At 72.8% G+C, this 17,404-nt stretch carries 12 protein-coding genes and 2 pseudogenes; 8 read left to right on the plus strand and 6 right to left on the minus strand.

From position 1 onward, the window contains the following. The first annotated feature begins 345 nt into the window (after positions 1-345). The 3 genes from ABZ261_RS03035 to cydD are packed head-to-tail and all read left to right on the plus strand — an operon-like array spanning position 346 to position 6,569. Complete coding sequence (locus ABZ261_RS03035) at positions 346-1,854, plus strand: cytochrome ubiquinol oxidase subunit I (RefSeq protein ID WP_356854810.1); 1,509 nt, start codon at positions 346-348, stop codon at positions 1,852-1,854. 15 nt (positions 1,855-1,869) lie between these two features. Next, on the plus strand, positions 1,870-2,889 hold the full coding sequence (gene cydB / locus ABZ261_RS03040; protein ID WP_356854811.1) for a cytochrome d ubiquinol oxidase subunit II: 1,020 nt from the start codon (positions 1,870-1,872) through the stop codon (positions 2,887-2,889). 59 nt (positions 2,890-2,948) lie between these two features. Then, complete coding sequence (cydD, locus tag ABZ261_RS03045) at positions 2,949-6,569, plus strand: thiol reductant ABC exporter subunit CydD (RefSeq protein WP_356854812.1); 3,621 nt, start codon at positions 2,949-2,951, stop codon at positions 6,567-6,569. A 46-nt stretch (positions 6,570-6,615) separates the two neighbouring features. On the opposite strand, the gene ABZ261_RS03050 is transcribed toward cydD, so the two are convergent. The 4 genes and pseudogenes from ABZ261_RS03050 to ABZ261_RS03065 all read right to left on the minus strand — a co-directional run. Further along, complete coding sequence (locus ABZ261_RS03050) at positions 6,616-7,506, minus strand: Cof-type HAD-IIB family hydrolase (RefSeq protein ID WP_356854813.1); 891 nt, start codon at positions 7,504-7,506, stop codon at positions 6,616-6,618. Positions 7,507-7,745: 239 nt separating this feature from the next. Next, positions 7,746-8,648 carry an LLM class flavin-dependent oxidoreductase gene (locus ABZ261_RS03055; RefSeq protein WP_356854814.1) on the minus strand — a complete coding sequence of 301 codons (903 nt, stop codon included), beginning with the start codon at positions 8,646-8,648 and terminating at the stop codon, positions 7,746-7,748. A gap of 42 nt (positions 8,649-8,690) precedes the next feature. After that, entirely contained in the window at positions 8,691-9,149 is a 459-nt protein-coding gene (locus ABZ261_RS03060; RefSeq protein ID WP_356854815.1) for a hypothetical protein, read from the minus strand. 262 nt (positions 9,150-9,411) lie between these two features. After that, positions 9,412-10,619 (minus strand): annotated as a pseudogene (locus ABZ261_RS03065) (alpha/beta fold hydrolase); the annotation flags it as partial. Between the two features lie 367 nt (positions 10,620-10,986). Between ABZ261_RS03065 and ABZ261_RS03070 the strand changes: the two are divergent. From ABZ261_RS03070 to ABZ261_RS03090, 5 genes and pseudogenes are all read left to right on the plus strand, one after another. Beyond that, complete coding sequence (locus ABZ261_RS03070; RefSeq protein WP_356854950.1) at positions 10,987-11,967, plus strand: ABC transporter ATP-binding protein; 981 nt, start codon at positions 10,987-10,989, stop codon at positions 11,965-11,967. Further along, positions 11,957-12,865, plus strand: a complete 909-nt coding sequence (locus tag ABZ261_RS03075; protein ID WP_356854816.1) for an ABC transporter permease — start codon at positions 11,957-11,959, stop codon at positions 12,863-12,865. Before ABZ261_RS03070 ends, ABZ261_RS03075 begins: the two co-directional genes overlap by 11 nt. After that, the gene (locus ABZ261_RS03080; protein WP_356854817.1) at positions 12,862-13,773 is read left to right on the plus strand and encodes an ABC transporter ATP-binding protein; all 912 of its coding nucleotides are present in this window, start codon (positions 12,862-12,864) and stop codon (positions 13,771-13,773) included. The genes ABZ261_RS03075 and ABZ261_RS03080 overlap by 4 nt, the downstream gene beginning before the upstream one ends. A gap of 10 nt (positions 13,774-13,783) precedes the next feature. Continuing rightward, the gene (locus ABZ261_RS03085; RefSeq protein WP_356854818.1) at positions 13,784-14,503 is read left to right on the plus strand and encodes an ABC transporter permease; all 720 of its coding nucleotides are present in this window, start codon (positions 13,784-13,786) and stop codon (positions 14,501-14,503) included. 163 nt (positions 14,504-14,666) lie between these two features. Then, positions 14,667-14,942, plus strand: a pseudogene (locus tag ABZ261_RS03090) (hypothetical protein); the annotation flags it as partial. 277 nt (positions 14,943-15,219) lie between these two features. Here ABZ261_RS03090 and ABZ261_RS03095 read toward each other — a convergent pair. Beyond that, positions 15,220-16,017, minus strand: coding sequence for an HAD-IIB family hydrolase (locus ABZ261_RS03095; protein WP_356854819.1), 798 nt, complete (start codon positions 16,015-16,017; stop codon positions 15,220-15,222). Continuing rightward, entirely contained in the window at positions 16,014-17,291 is a 1,278-nt protein-coding gene (serS, locus tag ABZ261_RS03100; RefSeq protein WP_356854820.1) for a serine--tRNA ligase, read from the minus strand. Before serS ends, ABZ261_RS03095 begins: the two co-directional genes overlap by 4 nt. Between the last annotated feature and the right edge of the window lie 113 nt (positions 17,292-17,404).

A 17,404-nucleotide genomic window follows, 5' to 3' on the forward strand; every position in this document is an offset into this window, starting at 1 on the left:
AGGCCGCCGCCTCGTGTGTTCGGCACGGGGCGAGCGGGCCGCCGCCCGTCCGGGGAAGGGCTGCGCCGCTGCGCCCAGGCCCCACCACCCCTCCGCCCTCCGTCGGCACGTGTCCGTCACCTGTCGACGTGTCTCCGTTTCACGTGAAACAGCGGCCGTCTGTGGCGCACGGCACACGCTCGTCGGCCGACGAGGGGGACCCCCCTTCGACGTCCGAAAAACAGTGCGCCATAATGGCTTGTGAATGTGAACGCTTTCACAAGCGTGTCCCGGTTGCTCCCGTCATGTACGGGACGAACGGGGCGGAAAGATGCCGTTACCGCGGCGAAGTAAGGAGCTGACGACGTGGAATTGGCTTTGGCGCCGGAGACACTGGCGCGCTGGCAGTTCGGCATCACGACCGTCTACCACTTCCTGTTCGTCCCCCTGACGATCTCCTTGGCCGCCCTCACGGCCGGCCTGCAGACGGCCTGGGTCCGCACGGAGAAGGAGAAGTACCTCAGAGCGACCAAGTTCTGGGGCAAGCTCTTCCTGATCAACATCGCGATGGGCGTGGTCACCGGCATCGTGCAGGAGTTCCAGTTCGGCATGAACTGGTCGGACTACTCCCGGTTCGTCGGTGACATCTTTGGGGCTCCGCTCGCCTTCGAGGCGCTGATCGCGTTCTTCTTCGAGTCCACCTTCATCGGTCTGTGGATATTCGGCTGGGACAAGCTGCCCCAGAAGATCCATCTGGCCTGCATCTGGATGGTCTCGATCGGCACGGTGCTGTCGGCGTACTTCATCCTCGCCGCCAACTCCTGGATGCAGCACCCGGTCGGCTACAGGATCGACGAGGCGAAGGGACGGGCCGAGCTGACCGACTTCTGGGCCGTGCTGACCCAGAACACCGCCCTCAGCCAGGCCTTCCACACCCTGTCCGCGGCCTTCCTGACCGGTGGCGCCTTCATGGTGGGCATCTCTGCCTACCACCTCGCCCGCAGGAAGCACATCCGGGAGATGAAGACCTCACTCCGGCTCGGCCTGGTCACCGTGGTCATCGCCGGACTGCTCACCGCGGTCAGCGGCGACGTGCTCGGCAAGGTCATGTTCCGGCAGCAGCCGATGAAGATGGCCGCCGCCGAGGCGCTGTGGGACGGCCAGAAGCCGGCACCCTTCTCGATCTTCGCTTACGGCGACGTGGACAAGGGCCACAACAGCGTCGCCATCGAGGTCCCCGGTCTGCTGTCCTTCCTCGCCAACGACGACTTCAGCTCGTACGTCCCCGGCATCAACGATGTCGACAAGGCCGAGCAGCAGAAGTTCGGGCCCGGCGACTACCGGCCCAACATCCCCGTCACGTTCTGGGGCTTCCGCTGGATGATCGGCTTCGGGATGGCGTCCTTCGCCATCGGGCTCGCCGGGCTCTGGCTGACTCGCAGGAAGTTCCTGCTGCCGCAGCACCTGAGGGCCGGCGAGGACGAGGTGCCGCACCTGGTGCTGTTCAGGAACAAGGCCCTCGGTCCGCAGCTCACCGTCTGGTACTGGCGCATCGCGGTGTGGACCCTGGCCTTCCCGCTGATCGCCAACTCCTGGGGCTGGATCTTCACCGAGATGGGCCGCCAGCCGTGGGTCGTCTACGGCGTCCTGCAGACGCGGGACGCGGTCTCCCCCGGTGTCTCGCAGGGCGAGGTCCTCACCTCGATGACCGTCTTCACCGCGCTGTACGCCATCCTCGCCGTCGTCGAGGTCAAGCTGCTCACGAAGTACGTCAAGGCCGGCCCGCCCGAGCTGACCGAAGCCGACCTCAACCCGCCCACGAAGATCGGCGGCGACCTCCGTGACGCCGACAAGCCGATGGCCTTCTCCTACTAGGCCGAGGGAACAGTCATGGAACTTCACGACGTCTGGTTCGTCCTCATCGCCGTCCTGTGGACCGGCTACTTCTTCCTCGAGGGTTTCGACTTCGGGGTCGGCATCCTGACCAGGCTGCTCGCCCGTGACCGTCCCGAACGCCGGGTGCTGATCAACACCATCGGCCCGGTGTGGGACGGGAACGAGGTCTGGCTGCTCACCGCGGGCGGAGCGACCTTCGCCGCGTTCCCGGAGTGGTACGCCACCCTCTTCTCCGGCTTCTACCTGCCCCTGCTCCTCATCCTGGTCTGCCTGATCGTCCGGGGCGTCGCGTTCGAGTACCGGGCCAAGCGGCCGGAGGAGAACTGGCAGCGGAACTGGGAGACGGCGATCTTCTGGACCTCGCTGATTCCGGCGTTCCTGTGGGGCGTGGCCTTCGCGAACATCGTCCGGGGCGTGCGGATCGACCGGAACTTCGAGTACGTCGGCGGTGTCGGGGACCTGCTGAACCCCTACGCGCTGCTCGGCGGCCTGGTGACGCTGACGCTGTTCACCTTCCACGGAGCGGTGTTCACCGCGCTCAAGACCGTCGGGGAGATCCGGGTGCGGGCCCGGAGGCTGGCCCGCTGGGCGGGTCTGGTCACGGCGGTGGTGGCGCTCGCCTTCCTGCTGTGGACACAGGCCGACCACGGTGACGGCTGGAGCCTGGTGGCCCTGATCGTGGCGGTGGCCGCTCTGGCGGCGGCACTGGCGGCCAACCAGCTGGGGCGCGAGGGATGGGCGTTCGCGCTCTCCGGAGTCACCATCGTGGCCGCCGTGGCGATGCTCTTCCTGTCGCTGTTCCCGAACGTCATGCCGTCGACGCTCGACCGGGACTGGAGCCTGACGGTGACCAATGCCTCGTCGAGCCCGTACACGCTGAGGATCATGACGTGGTGTGCGGCGATCGCCACGCCGCTCGTCCTGCTCTACCAGAGCTGGACCTACTGGGTGTTCCGCAAGCGGATCGGCACGCAGCACCTCGCTTCCGACGCGGCCGCAGGCGCCGCGCACTGAGTCCGCCGAGGGTGTGTTTCACGTGAAACACACCCTCTGGACCGAAGGGCACGTTTCACGTGAAACCAATCGACCCACGCCTCCTGCGGTACGCCCGCGCCACTCGGATCTTCCTCGCGGCGGTGATCGGACTGGGCGCCGTGGGGGCCGGGCTGGTCATCGCCCAGGCGATGCTGATCGCCGAGATAGTCGTCGGCGCGTTCCAGCACGGGCGGTCGGCCGGTGAGCTGCGCACGGCCCTGCTGTTGCTGGCCGGCGTGGCCGTGGGGCGGTCGGCGGTCGCGTGGCTCACGGAACTCGCGGCCCACCGCGCGAGCGCGGCGGTGAAGTCGGAACTGCGGGGGCGACTGCTCGACCGGGCGGCGGCGCTGGGGCCCGGGTGGCTGAGCGGGCAGCGGACCGGCTCGCTCGTCACCCTGGCCACGCGCGGGGTCGACGCTCTGGACGACTACTTCTCGCGCTATCTGCCGCAGTTGGGGCTCGCGGTGGTCGTACCGGTGGCGGTGCTCGTGCGGATCGTCACCGAGGACTGGGTGTCGGCGGCGATCATCCTGGGCACCCTGCCGCTCATTCCGCTGTTCATGACGCTGATCGGATGGGCCACCCAGTCCCGGATGGACCGTCAGTGGCGGTCGCTGTCCCGGCTGTCCGGCCACTTCCTGGACGTGGTGGCGGGACTGCCGACGCTGAAGGTGTTCGGCCGCGCCAAGGCGCAGGCCGCGTCCATCCGGCGCATCACCGGGGAGTACCGGCAGGCCACCGTGCGGACCCTGCGGATCGCCTTCCTGTCGTCGCTCGCGCTGGAACTGCTCGCCACACTGTCCGTGGCGCTGGTCGCCGTGACGATCGGGATGCGGCTCGTCCACGGCGACATGGAGTTGTACACCGGTCTGGTGATCCTGGTGCTGGCGCCCGAGGCGTATCTGCCGCTGCGGCAGGTGGGAGCGCAGTACCACGCGGCGGCGGAGGGGCTTGCCGCCGCGGAGGAGATCTTCGGCGTGCTGGAGACGCAGGTGCCTGCGTCCGGCACCGCTGCGGTGCCGGACGGCGCGGTCGCCTTCGAAGACGTCACCGTGCGCTACCCCGGGCGGTCGGCCGATGCGGTGACCGGGGTGTCCTTCACCGTAGAACCCGGTGAGACCGTCGCCCTGGTCGGGCCGAGCGGGGTGGGCAAGTCCACCCTGCTGAGCGTGCTGCTGGGCTTCGTCCGGCCGACGGAGGGGCGGGTGCGGATCGGAGGAGCCGATCTCGCCGGACTCGATCTGGAGGAGTGGCGGTCGCGGATCGCGTGGGTGCCGCAGCGGCCGCACCTGTACGCGGGGACGGTCGCGGAGAACGTACGGCTGGCCCGGCCGGGCGCGGACGACGATGCCGTGCTGCGTGCGCTGCGCGATGCCGGGGCGTGGGAGTTCGTGGAGGCGCTGCCCCGGGGGATCGACACCGTGCTGGGGGAGGACGGCGCGGGGCTGTCGGCGGGGCAGCGGCAGCGGCTCGCGTTGGCCCGGGCGTTCCTCGCGGACCGGCCTGTGGTGCTGCTGGACGAGCCGACGGCCGCGCTGGACGGGGTGACGGAGGGGGAGGTCGTCGAGGCGGTGCGGAGGCTCGCGGAGGGCCGCACCGTGTTGCTGGTCGTGCATCGGCCGGCGCTGCTGGGGGTGGCCGGGAGGGTGGTGCGGCTGGGGGAAGCGGAGCCCTCGGAGCGAGGGTCCGGTGTGGAGCCGGCCGGGCGGCTCAGCACCCTGGACCCCCGCCCGCGGCCACCCGCCGCCCGACTCGGTGGGCCGGAAGGCGCACCCGGTGGCGCCGGGCCCGTGCGGCCGGTGCCCGTGCGGCCGGTGCCCGTGGGGTCGGTGCACGGGGAGGTGCGGCCGAAGGGCGTGCTCGGCAGGGTGCGGGGGACGGGGGCGGCCCGGCGTGGGCGGCTCGGGCTCGCCCTGTTGCTGGGGAGTCTGGCGCTCGGCAGCGCCGTGGGGCTGATGGCGACCTCCGGCTGGCTCATCTCGCGGGCCTCGCAGCAGCCGCCGGTGCTGTACCTGATGCTTGCCGTGACCGCCACGCGGGCCTTCGGGATCGGGCGGGCCGTCTTCCGGTACGCCGAGCGGCTGGTGTCGCACGACGCCGTCCTGCGGATGCTGGCCGAGACCCGGGTCGCGGTGTACGGGCGCCTGGAGCGCCTCGCCCCCGCCGGACTGCGCACCGCCCGCCGGGGCGATCTGCTCACCCGGCTCGTCGCGGACGTGGACGCGTTCCAGGACTACTGGCTGCGCTGGCTGCTGCCCGCCGGAGTCGCCCTCGCCGTCTCCACCGCCTCCGTCGCCTTCACGGCCTGGCTGCTGCCCGAGGCCGGAGCCGCCCTCGCCGCGGGCCTGCTGGCGGCCGGCGTCGGCGTGCCCCTGGTGACCGCGAACACGGCCCGGCGGACCGAGCGGCGGCTGGCGCCCGCCCGAGGGGTGCTGGCGACCCGCGTGACCGACCTCCTGACCGGCACCGCAGAGCTGACCGTCGCCGGTGCCGTGCCCGCCCGTAAGGACGCGGCCCGGCGGGCCGACACGGCACTCACCCGGATCGCCGCGCGCGCCGCCGCCGTCACCGGGCTCGGCGACGGGCTCACCGCACTGGTCTCCGGGCTGACCGTCACGGCCACCGCGCTGCTCGGCGCCCAGGCGGTGGCGGCCGGCCGGCTCGGGGGTGTGGCGATGGCCGTGGTGGTGCTGACCCCGCTGGCCGCGTTCGAGGCCGTGCTGGGGCTGCCGCTCGCGGTGCGGTACCGGCAGCGGGTGCGGCGCAGCGCCGAGCGCGTGTACGAGGTGCTGGACGCCCCCGAGCCCGTACGCGAGCCCGAGCGGCCCCGGCAGGCGCCCGTCTCACCGTTCCCGGTGGTCGTCGAGGGGCTGACCGCGCGGTACGCGGGGCAACCGCGGAAGGCGCTCGCCGGGCTGGACCTGACGCTGGAGCAGGGCCGCCGCGTCGCGGTGGTCGGAGCGTCCGGCGCCGGCAAGACGACCCTGGCCCAGGTGCTGCTGCGGTTCCTCGACCCGGAGGCGGGCTCGTACACCCTCGCGGGTGTGGACGCCTGCGCGCTGGACGGCGACGACGTACGTCGGCTCGTCGGGCTGTGCGCCCAGGACGCGCATCTCTTCGACAGTTCGGTGCGCGAGAACCTGCTGCTGGCCAGGAAGGACGCCACCGAGGACGACCTGCGCGCGGCACTGGCCAGGGCCCGGCTGCTCGACTGGGCCGACTCGCTGCCCGACGGCCTGGACACCCTGGTCGGCGAGCACGGGGCGCGGCTGTCCGGCGGGCAGCGGCAGCGGCTGGCCCTCGCCCGCGCGCTGCTGGCCGATTTCCCCGTCCTGGTGCTCGACGAGCCCGCCGAGCACCTGGACCTGCCGACGGCCGACGCGCTGACCGCCGATCTGCTGGCCGCAACGGAGGGCCGCACGACGTTGCTGATCACCCACCGGCTGGCGGGACTGGACGCGGTGGACGAGGTGTTGGTGCTCTCGGCGGGCCGGGTGGTGCAGCGGGGGCCGTACGCGCGGCTGATCGCCGAGGACGGGCCGCTGCGGGAGCTGGCGCGGCGGGAGGCGGCGGCGGAGTCGCCGGCGGTGGCGGAGTCGCCGGGTGAGCCGGGGGCCCGCCCGACGGATTCCGGGAGGTGCCTGACCTCCACCCGGTGAGCCCCAGGACGGGAGCCGCGGACTCATCCGCCCGGGCAGCGGGGTGTCACCCGGTGCGGTTCGCGAGCAGTTTCTCGATCACCACGGCCACACCGTCGTCGTTGTTGGCGACCGTGCGGCCCGAGGCGGCGGCGACGACGTCCGGATGGGCGTTGCCCATCGCGTACGACTGGCCGGCCCAGGTCAGCATCTCGACGTCGTTGGGCATGTCCCCGAAGGCCACGACCTCCTCGTGCGAGATGCCGCGCTCCGCGCAGCACAGGGCCAGGGTGCTGGCCTTGGAGACGCCCGGGCCGCTGAGCTCCAGCAGCGCGCTGGGGCTGGATCGGGTGACGTTGGCGTGGTCGCCGACGGCGAGGCGGGCCAGGGTCAGGAAGGCGTCGGGGTCCAGAGAGGGGTGGTAGGCGAGGATCTTCAGCACGGGCTGGTCGGCGTCGGGGCCGTCGGGCGCGAGCAGCTCCTCGGCGGGCAGGAGGGTGTCCGGTATCTCCATGTGCAGCTTCGGATAGTCCGGCTCCTGGTGGAAGCCGTAGGTCTGCTCGACCGCGAACACCGTGCCGGGGGCCGCCTCGCGCAGCAGCCGTACGGCGTCGAGGGCGTTGCGCCGGGTCAGCTCGCGCACCTTCACGAACCGGTGGGCGCCGGGTCCGCCGTGCAGGTCGACCACGGCGGCTCCGTTGCCGCAGATCGCCAGGCCGTGGCCGTGCACGTGTTCGCTGACCACGTCCATCCAGCGGGCCGGCCGGCCGGTGACGAAGAAGACCTCGATGCCGGCCTCCTCGGCGGCTGCCAGCGCGGCCACGGTCCGCGGGGAGACCGTCTTGTCGTCGCGCAGCAGAGTGCCGTCGAGGTCGGTGGCGATCAGCCGCGGCGGTAGGGCGGCGGACGGGGTCCCGGGCTGTTCGGTCGCTGAGGTCACCCCTCCATTCTCGCGCATATGCCCGCACGGCCGTGCGGAGGCCCGCGCAGATGAGGCCAGGGCCCGGACGCAGCGGGCGCCGTCACGGCCGGGCGCACCGGGCCCGGACGCCCTCGACGAGCACCCGGACGCCGCCGTCACCGGCACCCGGACGCCGCCGTCACCGGCACACGAACGCCGCCGTCACCGGCATCCGAGCGCCCTCGACGAGCACCCGGAATCCCGCAGCACGGCCGCCCGCTCCACCTCCGCAGCGCTCAGGCCAGCTGGGACGGCGCCTCCATGGCGATGCGCTCGAAGACCTTCTCGTCCGCGGCGAAGTCGGAGTCCGGGATCGGCCAGTGGATCACGATCTCGGTGAAGCCCAGCTCACGGTGGCGGCCGGCGAAGTCCACGAAGGCGTCCAGGGAGCGCAGCGGCCGTCCCCGGTCCGGGGTGAAGCCGGTGAGCAGCACCTTGTCCAGCTCGGTCACGTCCCGCCCGGCGGCGGCGCACGCCTCGGACAGCTTGCCGATCTGCGCGCGCAGGGCGTCGATGGACTGTTCCGGGGTGCCGCTGTCGTACAGCTTCGGGTCACCGGTGGTCACCCAGGCCTGGCCGTGCCGCGCGGCGAGCTTCAGGCCGCGCGGGCCGGTGGCCGCGACCGCGAAGGGCAGCCGGGGCCGTTGGACGCACCCCGGTATGTTCCGGGCCTCGTGCGCCGAGTAGAACCGGCCCTCGTACGACACCGCGTCCTCGGTGAGCAGCCGGTCGAGCAGCGGCACGAACTCCGCGAACCGGTCGGCGCGCTCGCGCGGGCTCCAGGGCTCCTGGCCGAGGGCGGTCGCGTCGAAGCCGGTGCCGCCGGCGCCGATGCCGAGGGTGATCCGGCCGCCGGAGATGTCGTCGAGGGAGATCAGCTCCTTGGCGAGGGTCACCGGGTGGCGGAAGTTCGGCGAGGTGACCAGCGTGCCGAGGCGCATCCGGTCGGTGGCCGCCGCAGCCGCGGTCAGGGTCGGGACGGCGCCGAACCAGGGGCCGTCGCGGAAGCTGCGCCAGGACAGGTGGTCGTAGGTGTACGCGGTGTGGAAGCCGAGCTGCTCGGCCCGCACCCAGGCCGAACGGCCGCCTTCGTTCCAACGGCGGTGGGGCAGGATCACGGTGCTCAGACGCAGACTCATGCGACCGAGACTAAGCGGCCCCGCCGGCCGGGGACGAAGCGGTCACCGTACGCGGCCGAGCAGCCACGGGGTGAGTGTGAACGCCGAGAGGTGCTCGCGGTGCGCGCGGTCGCCGGGCAGCGGCACCACCAGATGGTGGGCCGGCGGGAACCGGCGGGCCCGGACGTGGGCGAGGCCGTCGAAGAGGGAGCGGACGAACGCGGGCACGTCGTCCCGCGGCACGTCCGGGCACTCGACGCCCTCGACGGTGATCAGCGCGTCGCCCTCCGGGTGGAGCCGCACGCTCACCCGCGGGACGCCGCCGAACTCGACGTAGGCCTCGTGCGGGAGGGAGCCGTCGGGGTCCGTGGTGACGCCGGCGCCCGCGGCGCTGCGGCGGGACGTCCGGTCGGCGCCGATGTCATGGGTCACCTCGATCTCGCGGGCGTGGCGGGCGGCCAGGGCGCGCAGGGCGGTGACGGCGGCCTCGGTGGACGGCAGGTGCTCAGAGGGGTGCCCCATGCCGCCGATCGTGCCGGACGGCCCCGCCGGGGGCGCCGGGGCCGGGGAAGCGCGGGGCGGCGGAGAGACGCGGATCACGCAGCTTGTTCTCGTCCGCAGGTTTGATCCACAGAGGAGCGTCGTTATCCACAGCGTGGGGGGCGAAGCTGTGGACAACCGGCAGGCCGAGGCGCCCCGCACGGTGGGCGGGAGCCGTGCTCACCACCCCGGCTCCGTCCGGGCGAGCCTCCTCGACGCCCACGGCAGGAACCGGGACAGCAGATGCGCGAACCGTGTCTATCAAGGTCACCGACACCGCCGCCTCGAGGGCGCCGTAGGCCGGCTGGGCGCGGGAGGGCCGGCAGGCCGCGGCGGAGGCGAGGGTGACGACGTGACCGCCCCGGCCGTGCTCGGCCATGCGCGCGCCGAAGAGGCGGCAGCCGCGGATCACGCCCCGCAGGTCGGCGTCCAGGACCTCGCGCCAGTCGTCGGCCGTCGTGACGGGGAACGAACCGGACAGGCCGATGCCCGCGTTGTCGACCGGCACGTCCGCCGCCCCGGCGTCGCGGTTCACGGCGACGGCGCGGGCCGGCCGTCCTCGACCGACCGGACGAAGTCCGCGATCCAGGAGGCCACCCGGTCGGGGTGGGTGCGCGGGATCCAGTGACCCGCCGGCAGTGTGCGGCGGGTCAGCCGCGGGGCCCAACGGTCCAGGTCGTCGTACAGACGCTGCGAGAGGAACGGGTCTCCCTGGGGCGTGATGAGCTGCACGGGCACGTGTGCGTACGCGTCCGGGCGGGGCCTGCGCAGCCGGGCGCGGACGTTGTCCCGGTACAGCCAGGCGCCGTGCGCCGCGTCGGCGGGGAGGGAGGCGGCCGGGTGGCCGCCGTCCCGGATCCCCTCGGTCCGCGCCAGGATCCCCGGCCAGCGTCTGCCGAGCGGTCCGCGCCAGGCCAGCTCCGGCAGGACCGGGACGTGCAGCAGGCAGACGTACCAGGACCTGGCGCCCTGGCGGAGCAGCTGTGCGGCCCGGCGGGGCGTCGGGCGTCTCACGCGCGCCCTGATCCAGTGCCCGAAGTGGTCCAGGGACGGCCCGGACATCGAGGTGAAGGAGGCGATGCGGCCCTCCGTCCGGTCGACCGTGACGAACTCCCAGGCCTGCACGGAGCCCCAGTCGTGCCCGACGAGGTGCACCGGCCGGTCCGGGCTGACCGCGTCCGCCACGGCCAGGAAGTCGTCGGTGAGCTTCGCGAGGGTGAAGCCGCCCCGCAGCGGCCGGGGCGCCGTGGAGCGACCGTGGCCCCGGACGTCGTAGAGCACGACGTGGAAGCGGCCGGCGAGGCGCGCCGCGACCTCGGACCAGACCTCTTTGCTGTCCGGGTAGCCGTGCACCAGGATCACCGTGGGCCGCTCCGGGTCGCCCAGCTCGGACACGCACAGCTCCACACCGCCGGTGTGCACCCGGCGTTCGCGCGCACCTTCCAGCCTCACGTCTCCTCCGCCCCGGCGCCCGCCCGTGCGGCGCCTCGTCGTGCCGTCGGAACGCCCCCCGGTCGGAACGCCCCCCGGTCGGAACGCCCCCCGGTCGGAACGCCCCCCCGGTCGGGACCGCCCCCGGGCATCGCGTCCCGCCCCCCGTCCCGTACCACGGCAGGGGGACCCGACACCGGTGCATGCGGCAGTCGTGGGAGGGGCGCCGACAGCGGGGAGCGGGGGCCGGGGAACCGCGGCCGTCCGGCGCCACGGCCCCCCTCGGGTGGGGATCGCTCAGGGTCCCGTACTACCTGGGTCTGACGAGCGAACGGTCTGAGGTCTGACGACGGGCGTGTCCCGGATCACTACCGTCTGATGCGTGACTGTGATCGCGACCGAAAGCCTGAGCAAGCGGTTCCCCCGGGTGACCGCGCTCGACCGGCTGTCCGTGGACATCGGACCCGGTGTGACCGGACTCGTCGGGGCCAACGGCGCCGGCAAGTCCACCCTCATCAAGATCCTGCTGGGCCTGTCCCCCGCCACGGAGGGCCGCGCCGAGGTGCTCGGCCTCGACGTCGCCACCAAGGGCGCCGCCATCCGGGAGCGCGTCGGGTACATGCCGGAGCACGACTGCCTGCCGCCGGACGTCTCGGCCACCGAGTTCGTCGTCCACATGGCCCGCATGTCCGGACTGCCTCCCACGGCCGCCCGCGAGCGCACCGCGGACACCCTGCGCCACGTCGGTCTGTACGAGGAGCGCTACCGCCCCATCGGCGGCTACTCCACCGGCATGAAGCAGCGGGTGAAGCTCGCCCAGGCGCTGGTCCACGACCCGCAGCTGGTCCTCCTGGACGAGCCGACCAACGGCCTGGACCCGGTCGGCCGCGACGAGATGCTCGGCCTGATCCGCCGCGTCCACACCGACTTCGGCATCTCGGTCCTGGTCACCTCCCACCTGCTGGGCGAGCTGGAACGCACCTGCGACCACGTCGTCGTCATCGACGGCGGCAAACTCCTGCGGGCCAGCTCCACCACCGACTTCACGCAGACCACGACCACCCTCGCGATCGAGGTCACCGACAGCGACGCCCACCCCGACGGCACCCGCGCCCTCCGCGAGGCCCTGCGGGCCCGCGGGGTGGACACCCGGGCGGAGGCCGGCGGCCTGCCCGGCGCCGGACACATCCTGCTGCTGACCGCCACCGGTGAGGAGACGTACGACCTCGTCCGGGACGTGGTCGCCGACCTCGGCCTCGGCCTGGTGCGCATGGAGCAGCGCCGGCACCACATCTCCGAGGTGTTCGCCGCCGCCGGCGGACACGGCAGCGACGACCAGCGGAAGGAGGCCGCCGGCCATGGCGGTTGAGCATCCCCCGGCGGCACCCGCCGGCGAGCAGACCCGCATCCACGACATCGGCTACCGCGGCTACGACGGCCCGCGCCTGGGCCGCGCCTACGCCCGCCGCTCGCTGTACTCGCAGTCCCTGCGCGGCGCCTACGGTCTCGGCCGCTCGGTGAAGTCCAAGGTGCTGCCGATGCTGCTGTTCGCGGTGATGTGCGTGCCCGCCGCCATCATGGTGGCCGTCGCCGTCGCCACCAAGGCGCACGAACTGCCGGTGTCCTACACCCGCTACGCGATCGTCATGCAGGCCGTCATCAGCCTGTACGTCGCCTCGCAGGCCCCCCAGGCGGTCTCCCGCGACCTGCGTTTCAAGACCGTGCCGCTGTACTTCTCGCGGCCCATCGAGAGCGCCGACTACGTCCGCGCCAAGTTCGCGGCGCTCGCCTCGGCGCTGTTCGTCCTCACCGGCGCGCCGCTGGTCGTGATGTACGCGGGCGCGCTGCTGTCCAAGATGGGCTTCGCCCACCAGACCAAGGAATTCGCCCAGGGACTGGTCTCCGTGGCTCTGCTCTCACTGCTCTTCGCCGGCATCGGCCTGGTCATCGCCGCCTTCACCCCGCGGCGCGGCTTCGGCATCGCCGCCGTGATCGCCGTGCTGACCATCTCCTACGGCGCGGTCTCCACGCTGCAGGCGATCGCCGACGTCCAGGGCAGCAGCGACGCCGTCCCGTGGATCGGCCTGTTCTCGCCGGTCACCCTGATCGACGGCGTGCAGTCCGCCTTCCTCGGCGGCGACTCCGCCTTCCCCGGCGGGACCGGCCCGTCCAGCGGCCAGGGCGTGGTCTACGTCCTGTTCGTCCTGGGCCTGAGCGCCGCCTGCTACGGCATCCTCGACCGCCGCTACAAGAAGGTGGGACTGTGACGACCCTCAGCCTCGACCACGTCTCCCGCTGGTTCGGCAACGTGGTCGCCGTCAACGACATCACCATGACCATCGGCCCCGGCGTCACCGGCCTGCTCGGCCCCAACGGCGCCGGGAAGTCCACCCTGATCAACATGATGGGCGGCTTCCTCGCCCCCTCCACCGGCACCGTCACCCTCGACGGGCAGCCGGTGTGGCGCAACGAGGCCGTCTACCGGCACATCGGCATCGTCCCCGAGCGGGAGGCGATGTACGACTTCCTCACCGGCCGGGAGTTCGTCGTCGCCAACGCCGAACTGCACGGCCTCGGCGCCGAGGCCGCCCGGCGCGCCCTCGCCACGGTGGAGATGGAGTACGCGCAGGACCGGAAGATCTCCACGTACTCCAAGGGCATGCGGCAGCGGGTGAAGATGGCCAGCGCCCTCGTGCACGACCCGTCGCTGCTCCTGCTGGACGAGCCGTTCAACGGCATGGACCCGCGCCAGCGCATGCAGCTCATGGACCTGCTGCGGAAGATGGGCGACGAGGGCCGCACGGTGCTGTTCTCCTCGCACATCCTCGAGGAGGTCGAGCAGCTCGCCCGGCACATCGAGGTCGTCGTCGCCGGACGGCACGCGGCCAGCGGCGACTTCCGCCGCATCCGCCGCCTGATGACCGACCGCCCGCACCGCTACCTGGTGCGCTCCAGCGACGACCGCGCCCTCGCGGCCGCGCTGATCGCCGACCCGTCGACGTCCGGCATCGAGGTCGACCACGCCGAGGGCGCGCTGCGCATCCAGGCCGTCGACTTCGGCCGCTTCACCGCCCTGCTGCCGAAGGTCGCCAGGGACCACGGCATCCGGCTGCTCACGGTCTCGCCGTCCGACGAGTCCCTGGAGTCAGTCTTCTCGTACCTGGTCGCGGCGTAGGAGGCCGAAGATGTACGACCCCACCGTCGCCCGGCTCACCTACCGGGCCCTGCTCGGCCGGCGCCGGGCCCTCATCCTCGGCGCGCTGCCGCTGCTGCTCATCGTGATCTCCGTGGCCGTACGCGGCCTGACCGGAGCCGACGACCAGACGGCGGCCGACGTCCTCGGGGGCTTCGCCCTGGCCACGATGGTGCCGATCATCGGCGTGATCGCCGGGACGGGCGCGATCGGCCCGGAGATCGACGACGGCTCCGTCGTCTACCTGCTGTCCAAGCCGCTCAAGCGGCCGACGATCATCTTCACCAAGCTGATCGTCGCCATCGCCGTGACCATGGTCTTCTCGGCGGTGCCGACGATGATCGCGGGGCTGATCCTGAACGGCAACGGCCAGCAGATCGCCGTCGCCTACACGGTCGCCGCACTCGTGTCCTCCATCGCCTACTCGGCGCTGTTCCTGCTGCTCGGCACGGTCTCCCGGCACGCGGTGGTCCTCGGGCTGGTCTACGCCCTGGTGTGGGAGGCGCTGTTCGGCTCCCTGGTGCCGGGCGCGCGCACGCTGAGCGTCCAGCAGTGGTCGCTGGCGGTCGCCCACCAGGTCGCCGGCGGTGATCTGGTGACCTCCGACGTGGGCTTGACGACGGCCACGGTGCTGCTGGTGGCGGTCACCGCGCTCGCCACCTGGTACGCCGGCCAGAAGCTCCGCACGCTGACGCTGGCGGGCGAGGAGTAGCGGACGCGGCCCCGCGGCGGCTTCGACGGGGTCTTCACCACGGCGCGGGCGGACCGGCCCCGGGCGAGGGACGCCCCGGCGAAGCGACGGCGGGAGGCCGCGGACGGCCGTGGACACACCGCAGCACGACGGACGGGCGCACTCCTGCGGTGGCGCCCGTGGCGTGCCCGCACCGGCCGGGGCGGACGCACCGGCCCCGGACCGGGCCGGCGGCGCGGTCCCGGCCGGGGCGGGCGATCCCGCCCCCGACGCCGCGAACACTCCGGTCCTGGACGAGGCGTTCGTCCGGGCCGCCGGGGCCTCCGAGTCGTCCGCCCGAGCCCGGATGCGCGCCGCGCGTCGGCGCGCCGAGGCGCCGGAGCCGCAGCCGTGGCGGTCCGACGAACCGCCCGCGGGCCGGTGCTTCGGCAGGGCGCGCCGGCGCCGGTGGCGTCGCCGGTGGCGGACCCCGGTCCCCGGTCCTTCGACGGCGCACGACTCGGCGGCAGGGCGGAGTGGCCGCGCCCCGTCCGCCGGGAGTGTTCGGTGGCGTCCGCTGGGCGAGGAGACGGGCGCGTGAGCGGCAGGACGGCGTATCAGGCCCACAGCAGCCGCGCCGCGGCCAAGAGCCGATGCCGCAGCGCCGTGCGAGCGCTGCGCGGTCGCGCGAGTCGAGGCCGTACTCGGCTGATGGCACGACCGCCGAGGGTGGCAACCGCCGGGGTCGGCCGGTGCGTTCAGCTCAGCAGCCGCTCCAGGACCACGGCGATGCCGTCCTCCTCGTTGGAGACCGTGACCTCGTCGGCCACCGACTTCAGTTCCTCGTGGGCGTTGGCCATGGCCACGCCCCGCGAGGCCCAGGCGAACATCGGGACGTCGTTGGGCATGTCGCCGAAGGCGATCGTGTCGGCGGCCTTCAGCCCCAGCCGGCGGGCGGCGAGCGACAGGCCCGTGGCCTTCGACAGGCCGAGCGGGAGCAGTTCCACGACGCCGGCGCCCGCCATGGCCACCGAGACGAAACCGCCGGCCGCCTGCCGGGCGACGGCAGCCAGCTCGTCGTCGCCCAGCGTCGGATGCTGTATGTAGATCTTGTTCAGGGGAGCCGACCAGAGGTCGGACACGTCCTGCAGCGGGGTGCCGGGGAGCTTGCCGGTCAGCGCGTACCCCGGGCCCACCAGCACGTCGCCGTCGAGGCCGTCCCGGCTGGCCGCCAGGTACAGCGGACCGACCTCGGCCTCGATCTTGGCCAGGGCCACGCCCGCCAGCTGCCGGTCCAGGGTGACCGAGGTCAGCAGGCGGTGGGCCCCGGCGTCGTACACCTGGGCGCCCTGGCCGCAGACGGCGAGGCCGTCGTAGCCGAGGTCGTCGAGTATGTGCCGGGTCCGGGGGGCCGCGCGGCCGGTGACGACGATGTGCGCGGCACCCGCCGCGCCGGCCGCGGCGAGCGCGTCACGGGTGCGCCGCGAGACCGACTCGTCGGAGCGCAGCAGCGTGCCGTCCAGATCGGTGGCGATGAGCCCGTAAGGGAAGCTCACCGGGTCACCGGCTCCAGGACCTCCCGGCCGCCCAGGTACGGGCGCAGCACCTCGGGGACCCGGACGGAGCCGTCGGCCTGCTGGTGGTTCTCCAGGATCGCCACGATGGTGCGCGGCACGGCGCACAGCGTGCCGTTGAGGGTGGCGAGCGGCTTGACCTGCTTGCCGTCGCGGACCCGGATCGACAGGCGGCGGGACTGGAACTCGGTGCAGTCCGAGGTCGAGGTCAGCTCGCGGTACTTGCCCTGGGTCGGGATCCACGCCTCGCAGTCGAACTTGCGGGCCGCCGAGGAGCCGAGGTCACCGGAGGCGACGTCGATGACGCGGAACGGCAGCTCCAGCGAGGTCAGCCACTGCTTCTCCCACTCCAGCAGGCGCTTGTGCTCCGCCTGCGAGTCCTCGGGGGCGACGTAGGAGAACATCTCGACCTTGTCGAACTGGTGCACGCGGAAGATGCCCCGCGTGTCCTTGCCGTGCGAGCCGGCCTCGCGGCGGAAGCAGGGCGAGAAGCCCGCGTAGCGCAGGGGCAGCTTGTCGGCGTCGAGGATCTCGTCCATGTGGTAGGCCGCCAGCGGCACCTCGGAGGTGCCGACCAGGTACAGGTCGTCCTTGTCGAGGTGGTAGACGTCCTGGGCGGCCTGGCCGAGGAAGCCGGTGCCCGCCATGGACTGCGGGCGGACCAGCGCCGGGGTGAGCATCGGCGTGAAGCCGGCCGCGGTGGCCTGGGCCATCGCCGCGTTCACCAGGGCCAGCTCCAGCAGCGCGCCGACGCCGGTGAGGAAGTAGAAGCGGGAGCCGGAGACCTTGGCGCCGCGCTCGACGTCGATCGCGCCGAGCAGCTGGCCGATCTCCAGGTGGTCCCGGGGCTCGAAGCCCTCGGCGGCGAAGTCGCGGATCGTGCCGTGCGTCTCCAGCGTGACGAAGTCCTCCTCGCCGCCGACGGGCACGTCGGGGTGGACGAGGTTGCCGAGCCGCAGCAGCAGCTCCTGGGTCTCGGCGTCGGCGGCGTCCCGCTCGGCGTCGGCGGCCTTGACGTCCGCCTTCAGCTGCTCGGCGCGCTTGAGCAGCTCCGCCTTCTCCTCGCCGGCGGCCTTGGGGATCAGCTTGCCGAGCTGCTTCTGCTCGGCGCGCAGCTCGTCGAAGCGGACGCCGGAGGACCTGCGCCGCTCGTCGGCGGAGAGCAGGGCGTCGACGAGCGCGACGTCCTCTCCACGGGCGCGCTGGGACGCGCGCACACGGTCGGGGTCCTCACGGAGCAGGCGAAGGTCAATCACGTGGCCAAGGCTACCGGTGCGCGGTCGCCGCTCACGAATCACTATTCCGGGTGTTCCGATGCGCGGTTTACGTTCGGTTGTGCCCCTATTGCCGTGTGTGTCAGTGCGCGCGT

Origin of the sequence: Streptomyces sp. NPDC006193, from assembly GCF_040613915.1 — a bacterium.
Lineage (GTDB): Bacteria > Actinomycetota > Actinomycetes > Streptomycetales > Streptomycetaceae > Streptomyces.

Bases quoted from the DNA above. Each gene is read 5' to 3' on its own strand.
- cydB (WP_356854811.1), top strand. From the start codon at position 1,870: ATGGAACTTCACGACGTCTGGTTCGTCCTCATCGCCGTCCTGTGGACC.
- ABZ261_RS03050 (WP_356854813.1), bottom strand. From the start codon at position 7,506: ATGCGCGAGAATGGAGGGGTGACCTCAGCGACCGAACAGCCCGGGACC.
- ABZ261_RS03055 (WP_356854814.1), bottom strand. From the start codon at position 8,648: ATGAGTCTGCGTCTGAGCACCGTGATCCTGCCCCACCGCCGTTGGAAC.
- ABZ261_RS03060 (WP_356854815.1), bottom strand. From the start codon at position 9,149: ATGGGGCACCCCTCTGAGCACCTGCCGTCCACCGAGGCCGCCGTCACC.
- ABZ261_RS03075 (WP_356854816.1), top strand. From the start codon at position 11,957: ATGGCGGTTGAGCATCCCCCGGCGGCACCCGCCGGCGAGCAGACCCGC.
- ABZ261_RS03085 (WP_356854818.1), top strand. From the start codon at position 13,784: ATGTACGACCCCACCGTCGCCCGGCTCACCTACCGGGCCCTGCTCGGC.